Source organism: Flavonifractor sp. (assembly GCF_019422385.1).
Taxonomy (GTDB): domain Bacteria; phylum Bacillota; class Clostridia; order Oscillospirales; family Oscillospiraceae; genus Flavonifractor; species Flavonifractor avistercoris.
In genome coordinates this window covers 1-8,935 of the sequence record NZ_JAHZDL010000094.1, presented here as the reverse complement: position 1 = coordinate 8,935, position 8,935 = coordinate 1, and the positions used below count along the sequence as shown (strand labels likewise).

General features: G+C 65.9%; 7 protein-coding genes and 1 pseudogene. 5 read left to right on the top strand and 3 right to left on the bottom strand.

The features are described 5' to 3' along the window. Positions 1–485 (bottom strand): annotated as a pseudogene (locus QZ378_RS10985) (tRNA (N(6)-L-threonylcarbamoyladenosine(37)-C(2))-methylthiotransferase MtaB); the annotation flags it as partial. A 178-nt stretch (positions 486–663) separates the two neighbouring features. Here QZ378_RS10985 and QZ378_RS10980 point away from each other — a divergent pair. The 4 genes from QZ378_RS10980 to QZ378_RS10965 all read left to right on the top strand — a co-directional run bounded on the left by QZ378_RS10980 (position 664) and on the right by QZ378_RS10965 (position 3,888). Then, positions 664–909 carry an HPr family phosphocarrier protein gene (locus tag QZ378_RS10980; protein ID WP_087241596.1) on the top strand — a complete coding sequence of 82 codons (246 nt, stop codon included), beginning with the start codon at positions 664–666 and terminating at the stop codon, positions 907–909. A gap of 111 nt (positions 910–1,020) precedes the next feature. Next, the gene (gene yfbR / locus QZ378_RS10975) at positions 1,021–1,605 is read left to right on the top strand and encodes a 5'-deoxynucleotidase (RefSeq protein WP_191379706.1); all 585 of its coding nucleotides are present in this window, start codon (positions 1,021–1,023) and stop codon (positions 1,603–1,605) included. Between the two features lie 173 nt (positions 1,606–1,778). Next, entirely contained in the window at positions 1,779–2,048 is a 270-nt protein-coding gene (locus tag QZ378_RS10970) for an ACT domain-containing protein (protein WP_087241600.1), read from the top strand. Between the two features lie 481 nt (positions 2,049–2,529). Beyond that, entirely contained in the window at positions 2,530–3,888 is a 1,359-nt protein-coding gene (locus QZ378_RS10965) for a PFL family protein (protein WP_191529208.1), read from the top strand. Positions 3,889–4,174: 286 nt separating this feature from the next. Here QZ378_RS10965 and QZ378_RS10960 read toward each other — a convergent pair whose 3' ends face one another. Then, a complete protein-coding gene (locus tag QZ378_RS10960) occupies positions 4,175–6,358 on the bottom strand; it encodes a hypothetical protein (RefSeq protein ID WP_291258289.1) in 2,184 nt (727 codons plus the stop codon). Positions 6,359–6,589: 231 nt separating this feature from the next. Then, entirely contained in the window at positions 6,590–7,360 is a 771-nt protein-coding gene (gene rlmB / locus QZ378_RS10955) for a 23S rRNA (guanosine(2251)-2'-O)-methyltransferase RlmB (protein WP_191529210.1), read from the bottom strand. 233 nt (positions 7,361–7,593) lie between these two features. On the opposite strand from rlmB, the gene QZ378_RS10950 reads away from it, so the two are divergent. After that, positions 7,594–8,935: AAA family ATPase (locus QZ378_RS10950; RefSeq protein WP_291258288.1), on the top strand; the 1,342-nt coding region annotated here is incomplete at its 3' end.

Sequence of the window (8,935 nt, the reverse complement as noted above, 5' to 3'; positions counted from 1 at the left end):
GGGATGATGCAGTAGGTGCAGAAGTTGACGCAGCCGTCCTCCACCTTGAGCATGGCCCGGGTGCGGCCCTCCAGCCCGCCGGCGGGGAGCCGCTCGTAGGTGCGGCGGCGGAGGGCGTCGTCCACGTCCACCACCGGCTGTCCCCCGTCGGGGCTCAGGGCCTCCAGAGCGTTCAAAAAGCCCATGCGGTCGTTGGTGCCCATGACCAGATCCACCCCCAGCTTCTCCACCGCCCCGGGGTCGGTCTGGGCGTAGCAGCCGCACACCGCCACCACAGCGTGGGGGGCGCGGCGGCGGGCCTGGCGGATCATCTGGCGGGACTTCTTGTCGCTCACCGCCGTGACGGTGCAGGTGTTGATGATGTAGGCGTCGGCCTCCCCGTCGAAGGGGGCCAGGGTGTGGCCCCGGCGGGTGAGCTCCGCCTCCATGGCCTGGGTCTCGTACTGGTTGACCTTGCAGCCCAGGGTATAGATAGCAACTCGCATGGTTTTTCCTCTCGTGCCGCCGGGGCCCTTTGTGCAATCAAACAGAATTTCTTTCTTTTCTCCGGCGAACCATTGAAATTTTGATTTCATCGACTATAATGTGGGCATCCCTATTATAAGGCAAACCCGAATTCTTGTATAGGTCTTTCTCAAAGTGCGATTATGGAGGTGTTTTCACATGTCTGAATTTCTGGTCTCCCTGACCTCGATTGATGATGTGCGCCAGTTCGTCAAGGCCGCCACCCACTGCGCCTGCGACGTGGACGTACTCTCCGGCCGCTATGTGGTGGACGCCAAGTCCATCATGGGCCTGTTCTCCCTGGATCTGTCCCAGCCGGTGCAGGTGAAGGTGCACGGCTCCGACGCCGACCGGGCGGCCTTTGAGCAGAGTGTGGCCGCCTTTGAGGTGAAGGAGGAGCAGTAAGTCTCCCGATGACAAGCGGACGGCCCGGGCGCCGTCCGCTTTTTTGACGGTTTTCGTTTACAAGCCGCCCCTGCTGTGGTAAAATAGTGTGTTTTTACAGGAGGAATCGCCATGGCAGACCAGTACCCCTTCTTCGCCTATCTCTCCCGCATGCGGTACATCAACCGCTGGGGGCTGATGCGCAACACGGTTCAGGAGAATATCCAGGAGCACTCCCACATGGTGGCCGTGCTGGCCCACGCCCTGGCGGTGATCCGGCGGGACGTGCTGGGCGGGGAGGCCGACCCGGGGCTGGCCGCCGCCGCCGCCCTGTACCACGACGCGCCGGAGATCCTCACCGGCGACCTGCCCACCCCCATCAAGTACTACAACCCGGACATCCGGGACGCCTACAGGGAGGTGGAGCAGTTCTCCGCCCGCAAGCTGCTGGACATGCTGCCGGAATCCCTGCGCCCCGCCTTCGACCCCCTGCTGCGGGAGGACTACGACCCCGAGCTCCGGAGGCTGGTAAAGGCCGCCGACAAGCTCTCCGCCTACATCAAGTGTGTGGAGGAGCTCAAGGCGGGCAACGGCGAGTTCCGGCAGGCCGCGGAGCAGACCCTGGAGGCCCTGAAGGGCTATGAGCTGCCCGAGCTGGACTACTTCATGGAGCACTTCCTGCCCGCCTTCGGGCTGACACTGGACGAGCTGCAATAGAAGCGCGGAGCCGTCGTGAGCAGCCCGGATGGACCGGAGCGAGGGCGAAAACCCAGCTCCGCACAGCGGGGCGGTTGGAGCCCGAGACGGAGGGAAGCCGGGCGTCGCGAACAGGCGCAGCGTGACAGCCCAAGCCTTACATACCGCAGAAAAAACAAAGGAGCTGTTTACTTATGAGAGCCATCGTCACCGTTCTGGGCAAAGACCGGGTGGGCATCATGTCCCTGGTGTGCGCCCTGCTGGCCCAGCACAACGTCAACATCCTGGACATCAGCCAGACCATCCTCCAGGAGGACTTCACCATGGTCATGCTGGTGGATGCCGGCGCCTGCGACATCCCCTTCGGCCAGCTGGCCGCCCTGCTGGAGCAGGAGGGCAGGGAGCAGAACCTGGATATCCGGGCCCAGAGGGAGGATATCTTCAACGCCATGCACAGAATTTAAGGTGAGCACCCATGATTAACACCAATGAGATTTTAGATACCATCCATATGATCGACCAGCAGCACCTGGACATCAGCACCATTGCCCCACAGGGCTGACGCCCTGCGGGAACCCCGTTTTTTTACTTCCTCGGGGCAAGTGAATTGCCCCTGCGGCAAGATTTTGGCCCGGGGCCAAAATGCTTGTACGCGCCACCCGGCGCGTCCCCGCTTTGCGGGTGCCAGTTCTGTGCAGGAGGATTTGACTTTGATAAACACCAATGAGATTTTAGATACCATCCGCATGATCGACCAGCAGCACCTGGACATCAGCACCATTGCCCCACAGGGCTGACGCCCTGCGGGAACCCCGTTTTTTTACTTCCTCGGGGCAAGTGAATTGCCCCTGCGGCAAGATTTTGGCCCGGGGCCAAAATGCTTGTACGCGCCACCCGGCGCGTCCCCGCTTCGCGGGTGCCAGTTCTGTGCAGGAGGATTTGACTTTGATTAACACCAATGAGATTTTAGATACCATCCACATGATCGACCAGCAGCACCTAGACATTCGCACCATCACTATGGGCATCTCCCTGCTGGACTGCGCCGATCCCGACCCCAAGGCCGCCTGCCAGAAGATCTACGACAAGATCACCCGCCGGGCCGAGCACCTGGTGGCCACCGGCGAGGCCATCGAGCGGGAGTTCGGCATCCCCATCGTCAACAAGCGCATCTCCGTCACTCCCATGGCCCTGGTGGCCGGCGCGTCGGAGACCAGCAGCTATGTCCCCTTCGCCGTGGCCATGGACAGCGCCGCGAAAACCGCCGGCGTGGACTTCATCGGCGGCTTCTCCGCCCTGGTGCAGAAGGGGGCCACCCCGGCGGATCGGAAGCTCATCTCCTCCATCCCCGAGGCCCTGGCCATCACCGACTATGTGTGCTCCTCGGTCAACGTGGGCTCCACCAAGGCGGGCATCAACATGAACGCCGTGGGCGTCATGGGCCGCATCATCAAGGAGACGGCGGAGCGCACCGCCGACAGGGGCGGCTTCGGCTGCGCCAAGCTGGTGGTGTTCTGCAACGCCGTGGAGGACAACCCCTTCATGGCCGGCGCCTTCCACGGCGTGGGGGAGCCGGACTGCATCATCAACGTGGGCGTGTCCGGCCCCGGCGTGGTCTATCACGCCCTCCAGGCCGTGAAGGGCCAGTCCTTCGACGTGGTGGCCGAGACCGTGAAAAAGACCGCCTTCCGCATCACCCGCATGGGCCAGCTGGTGGCCCAGGAGGCCAGCCGCCGGCTGGGCGTGCCCTTCGGCATCGTGGATCTCTCCCTGGCCCCCACCCCCGCCATCGGCGACTCCGTGGCCCGCATCCTGGAGGAGATGGGCCTGGAGACCTGCGGCACCCACGGCACCACCGCCGCCCTGGCCCTGCTCAACGACGCGGTGAAGAAGGGGGGCGTCATGGCCTCCTCCCACGTGGGCGGCCTGTCCGGCGCCTTCATCCCCGTCAGCGAGGACGAGGGCATGATCGCCGCTGCCCGCTCGGGGGCCCTCCACCTGGACAAGCTGGAGGCCATGACATGCGTGTGCTCCGTGGGCCTGGACATGATCGCCGTCCCCGGCGACACCTCCGCCGCCACCCTCTCCGCCATCATCGCCGACGAGGCCGCCATCGGCATGGTCAACTCCAAAACCACCGCCGTGCGCATCATCCCCGCCCCCGGCAAGGTGGTGGGGGACACGGTGGAGTTCGGCGGCCTGCTGGGTTCCGCCCCCGTCATGCCCGTCCACCCCGAGGGCAGCGACGCCTTCATCGCCCGCGGCGGCCGCATCCCCGCACCGATGCAGAGTCTGAAGAACTAGAGGTGCAAAAATACGCCCCGTCCGGTGGACGAGGCGCCAGGCTGTCAAAAAAACCTCCCGCGAAGGAGAGCCTCGCAGAGTTCCTGCGGCGCAGCCGCAGGAATCAAATCAAAATCCGCCATTTCCGGCGACATGTGCGTCGGAAATGACACTTCTCATGGTGGAAGGGGTGACTTTTTCGCGAGAAAACGAACCCCTTCCACCATGCAATCTTTCTCGAAAAAGCGGCTTTTCCGCTTTTTCGACACGCTGACGCCCCGTCCGATGGACGGGGCGTCGTTTTTGCTCAATATTTGTTGACCATGCCGGCGATCAGCGGGGTGGGCACCAGCCACATCACCAGGAACACCAGCAGGTTGACGGCGGAGAGGGACGAGTAGGAGCACACAAAGGTGAGGTAGAAGGCCAGCAGCAGCCCCGCCAGGGCCCCCAGGCAGGCCAGCACGGCGGAGGTGCGCACCGCCCGACGGAGCCGGGCCGCCCCCACCACCGCCTCGGAGTAGGGGGCCACCCCCTCCCGGCACAGGACGGCGGTGAGGATGTCGCTGTGGCTCTGCTCCTCGCCGGAGAGCTCCACCCGCCGCTCCACCGGCGGGAACTCCATTCTGTCCACCGGCAGCTTGAACCGCTGACGCAGCATGGCGGGGATCAGGTTGAAGTCCCGGGTGGCCATTACCGGGGTCACCCGGTTTCGGATGAGGCTGTTGAGGGAGGGCTCCAGATTGCCGTGAAGGGTGTAGTTGAGGGCGAAGATACCCGCAAGCTCCCCGTCAATGGCGCAGAACACGGCGTTTTTCACATGGAGCCCCTGGGGCAGGGTGATCTCCATGAGCCCCATGAAGGCCGCCGAGCCCACCAGCACCTGCTGGTTCCGGATCACGGCGGACAGGCCGCCCTCGTAGACCGTCAGTCCGGAGGCCCGGCGATAGACGCAGCCCTGCGCCCGCAGCAGATCGTGGAAGATCTTGTCCAGTCCGCAGCCCGAGTCCCGGATCAGGGTGGCGGTGTTTGACACCACCTTGTCCACCGGGAAGTCCCCGAAGATCTTGATGCCGTTGAGGGAGACGCAGCCCGGCGGGAAAAAGTCGGTGTCGGTGAGCAGGATGCCGCTGCCGCCGGTGGCGGTGACCCCATCCCAGCCCGCGATGGCCGCCCCCGACTTGCTCAGGCGGCGGGTCAGGCTCAGCCAGGGCAGGGCGTAGCAAAGCCCCCCGGACAGAGAGGTGGAGGCGGTGAGCATGGCGGACAGGCCCCACAGCAGCCGCTCCGGCGCGCCCCGGCCGATGGAGGCCACGATGCTCAGCAGCAGGCAGGCAATGAACAGCAGCGGACAGATGCGGTGGAAAATCCGCTCCGCCCCGTCGGCGGCCTGCATCTGGCGGCCGAAGCCGATGGGCTCCCCCGACCACTTGGCGTAGGTGTCCCGGCCGCTCCACTTTCCCTCGTCCAGGGTCACCAGGTAGGGGTGGGCGGCGGCCGCCGCCGTGCGGCAGGCCAGCCGCTGGGCCCGGCGCTTCCGCCGGGTGCCCCGCATCAGCAGGAAGATGGCCAGGATGGCCGCCGCGCAGTAGGGCATCTGACCCTCCCGGGGATCCAGCCGGTACATGGTCAGCGCGTCGGCCAGGGTGGCGGCACAGGCAAACACCAGCAGGGTGTCCATACCGAATTCCAGCAGCACCAGGCGGAACAGCCCCCGGGCCAGCACGTCGATGCCCACCAGCATGGCCAGGCCCTGGGCCGCCGAGAGCAGCAGCACCCGCAGCTGGGGGGTGAGGGCGGCGGGATAGGGGAACACATCCACCGTCAGGTACAGGGCGGGGATGAGCAGCAGGAACACCAGCACCGAGCGGATGCCCAGGGACTTGAGCCCCTTGCCGTACCGCCGGGCCAGCTCCGCCGGGGGCAGGTCGGGGGCGGGTGGCGGCTGGCGGCGGGGGCGGCGCTCCCGCCGGTTCTCCGGCGGCTCCTCTTCGTCGGTGCCGGGGATGAACTCCTCCGCCCGGCGGATCTCCTCGTCGTCCTCCTTCCCCTCCTCCTCAAACATGTGGCCGGCGTAGTCGTCGGCCTTCTGGAGCAGGCGGTTGAGGCCCTCGGCGATGGGGTTGTCCGAGGCGGGCCCCTCCTCGCCGGGGAAGTCCACCACCTTGTCGTCCCCGTCCTCCTCCGGCGCCTCCTCCGGTTCGGGCTCCTCCGGTTTCGGAGGGGGCGGCGGGGCCTTGGGCGGCGGGGCGGGCCTGGGGCCTGCCTCTCGCTTCCCGGCGGGGAAGTCCACCACCTTGCCGCCGCCCGCCGGCGGAGGCGGCGAGCCCCCTCTGGGCCGGCGCCCCTGCACCGGGAAGGGGATGGTATCCTCCTTCCAGCGGGTGGGCTTGGGCGGCCCGCCGCCGAACTCCGCCAGAATCTCCTCCAGGGAGAAGTCCTCCGGGCCGGGGGCGCCTGTATTCTGTTTGTCGTCCCGGTCGTCGGACATGATGCTCACCTGCTTTGCGTGGTGGAATCGGTGGATGATGGGTCGGCCCCTTTGCGTAAATGGCGGTTAAAAACGTCCGGAGGCGAATTGATTTCGCCGCAGGACACCAATACCCGCTCCGCCACCGGCGGGCGGCCACCCGCGCCGTGCGCGGGTGAGGGGGGTATCGAGCCAAGTCGCCGGCTTTGCCGGCACGCAGGCTCGTATCTAGGGGGGGGGGATAAATCCCCCCTAGAGCTGCATACGCTGCCGGACGGCCTCATAGAGCATGATCGCCGCCGCGGCGGAGGCGTTGAGGGAGTTGAGCCTGCCCTTCATGGGTATGCGCACCTTGAAGTCGCACTTCTCCGCCACCAGGCGGCCCATGCCGGTGCCCTCGCTGCCGATGACGATGGCGGCGGGGCCCTTGAGATCCGCGTCGTAGAGCAGCCGGTCTCCGTCGGCGGCGGTGCCGAACACCCACACCCCCGCCTCCTTCAGCTCGTCCAGCAGGGCGGGCAGGTTGGGCACCCGGGCCACCGGCACGTGGCTCACCGCGCCGGCGGAGGTCTTGGCCACCACGGCGGTGAGGCCGGCGGAGCGCCGCTTGGGGATGATCACCCCGTGGGCCCCGGCGCACTCGGCGGTGCGGATCACCGCCCCCAGGTTGTGGGGGTCGGAGAGCTCGTCGCACACCACGATCAGGGGGGGCTCCCCCTTCTCCTCCGCGGCGTTGAGGATGTCGTCCACGCTGGCGTACTCCCGCACCGCCGCCAGGGCGATCACCCCCTGGTGGGAGTGGGTGCGGCTCATGCCGTCCAGCTTGCGCCGGTCGCACTCCACCACCACAATGCCCCTGGAGCGGGCCGTGGAGGCGATGTGCCCCAGGGCGGAGTCGGTCTCCCCCCTGGCCAGATAGATCTTGTCCACGGGCGTCCCCGCCCGCAGGGCCTCGATCACCGCGTTGCGGCCCTCGATGATGCCGTCGGCCTCCGCCTCCAGATTGGGCCTGCGCTCCTTCATGCTTCCTCTTCCTTCCTCTTGTCCGTTTATCTCCTTCAGTATACCACAACCGCCCGGATCAAAAAAGCCAAAATTGCCGGAAATACGCAAAAAGCGGCCGTCAGTTTCCGTCGGCTTTTCATAGAAAGTTTACAGGTTTTGCCCACCCCCTTTCTTGTTTTTTCCCCCGCCTTGTGCTATAACTATATTATTACTTCGGACGAAACTGTTTCCCATCAAGGAGGAACTCTACCTTGAACCCCAATCAGAACAACAACCGGGGAAACGGCGGCAACAAGCGCAACGTAACCGCCATTGTCTCGGTTCTGCTGTGGGCCCTGGTGCTCACCCTGCTGGTCAACGTGGCCACCTCCCGGTTCCAGCAGGCCAACTCCGTGGAGGTGCTCTACGGCCAGTTCCGCGACCTGGTCATGGACGGCGTGGTGGACTCGGTGCTCATGGAGAGCGACCGGTACACCTTCACCCTCAAGGAGGGGTACACCCTCCAGTTTGACGACGACGGCAACGTGGAGGCGGTGAAGGAGGACGACCAGGCCAGCTCCGCCGATACCTCCGGCGGCGGCACCGGCGGCGAGACCACCGGAGGCCAGCTGGATCTCCCCGTGCTGGAGGGGCTCACCCCCATCCAGGGCGGCGCCTCCGGGCAGAGCGGCGGCGGCACGTCCTCGTCCTCCTCCGTGGTCTACTTCTGCGCCCCCCTGAATGACTCCAGCCTGCTCACCCTGCTGGAGGAACAGGGCATCACCCAGTACGGCACCGAATATGTGGAGCCCATGAACCCCATCATCTCCCTGCTGGTGTCCTGGGTGCTGCCCATGGTGATCATCATGGTGGCCTTCTCCCTGCTCATGCGGGGCATGGCCGGCAAGATGGGCGGCGGCATCGGTAACCTGGGCAAGTCCAACGCCAAGGTATACGTGGAGAAAAAGACCGGCGTCACCTTCAAGGACGTGGCCGGTCAGGACGAGGCCAAGGAGTCTCTGGTGGAGATCATCGACTTCCTCCACAACCCCCAGAAGTACACCGAGATCGGCGCCAAGCTGCCCAAGGGCGCCCTGCTGGTGGGCCCGCCGGGCACCGGTAAGACCCTGCTGGCCAAGGCCGTGGCCGGCGAGGCCAACGTGCCCTTCTTCTCCATCTCCGGCTCGGACTTTGTGGAGATGTTCGTGGGCGTGGGCGCGTCCCGTGTCCGCGACCTGTTCAAGGAGGCCAGCAAGATGGCCCCCTGCATCATCTTCATCGACGAGATCGACACCATCGGCAAGTCCCGCGACAACCGCATGGGCGGCAACGACGAGCGGGAGCAGACCCTGAACCAGCTGCTGGCCGAGATGGACGGCTTCGACCCCACCAAGGGCGTCATTCTGCTGGCCGCCACCAACCGGCCGGAGGTGCTGGATAAGGCGCTGCTGCGGCCCGGCCGGTTTGACCGGCGGATCACCGTGGACCGGCCCAATCTGGCGGGGCGGCTGGCCACTCTCCAGGTCCACACCCGGAAGATCCGCCTGGCGGAGGACGTGGACCTGAACAAGATCGCCCAGGCCACCGCCGGCTGCGTGGGCGCAGATCTGGCCA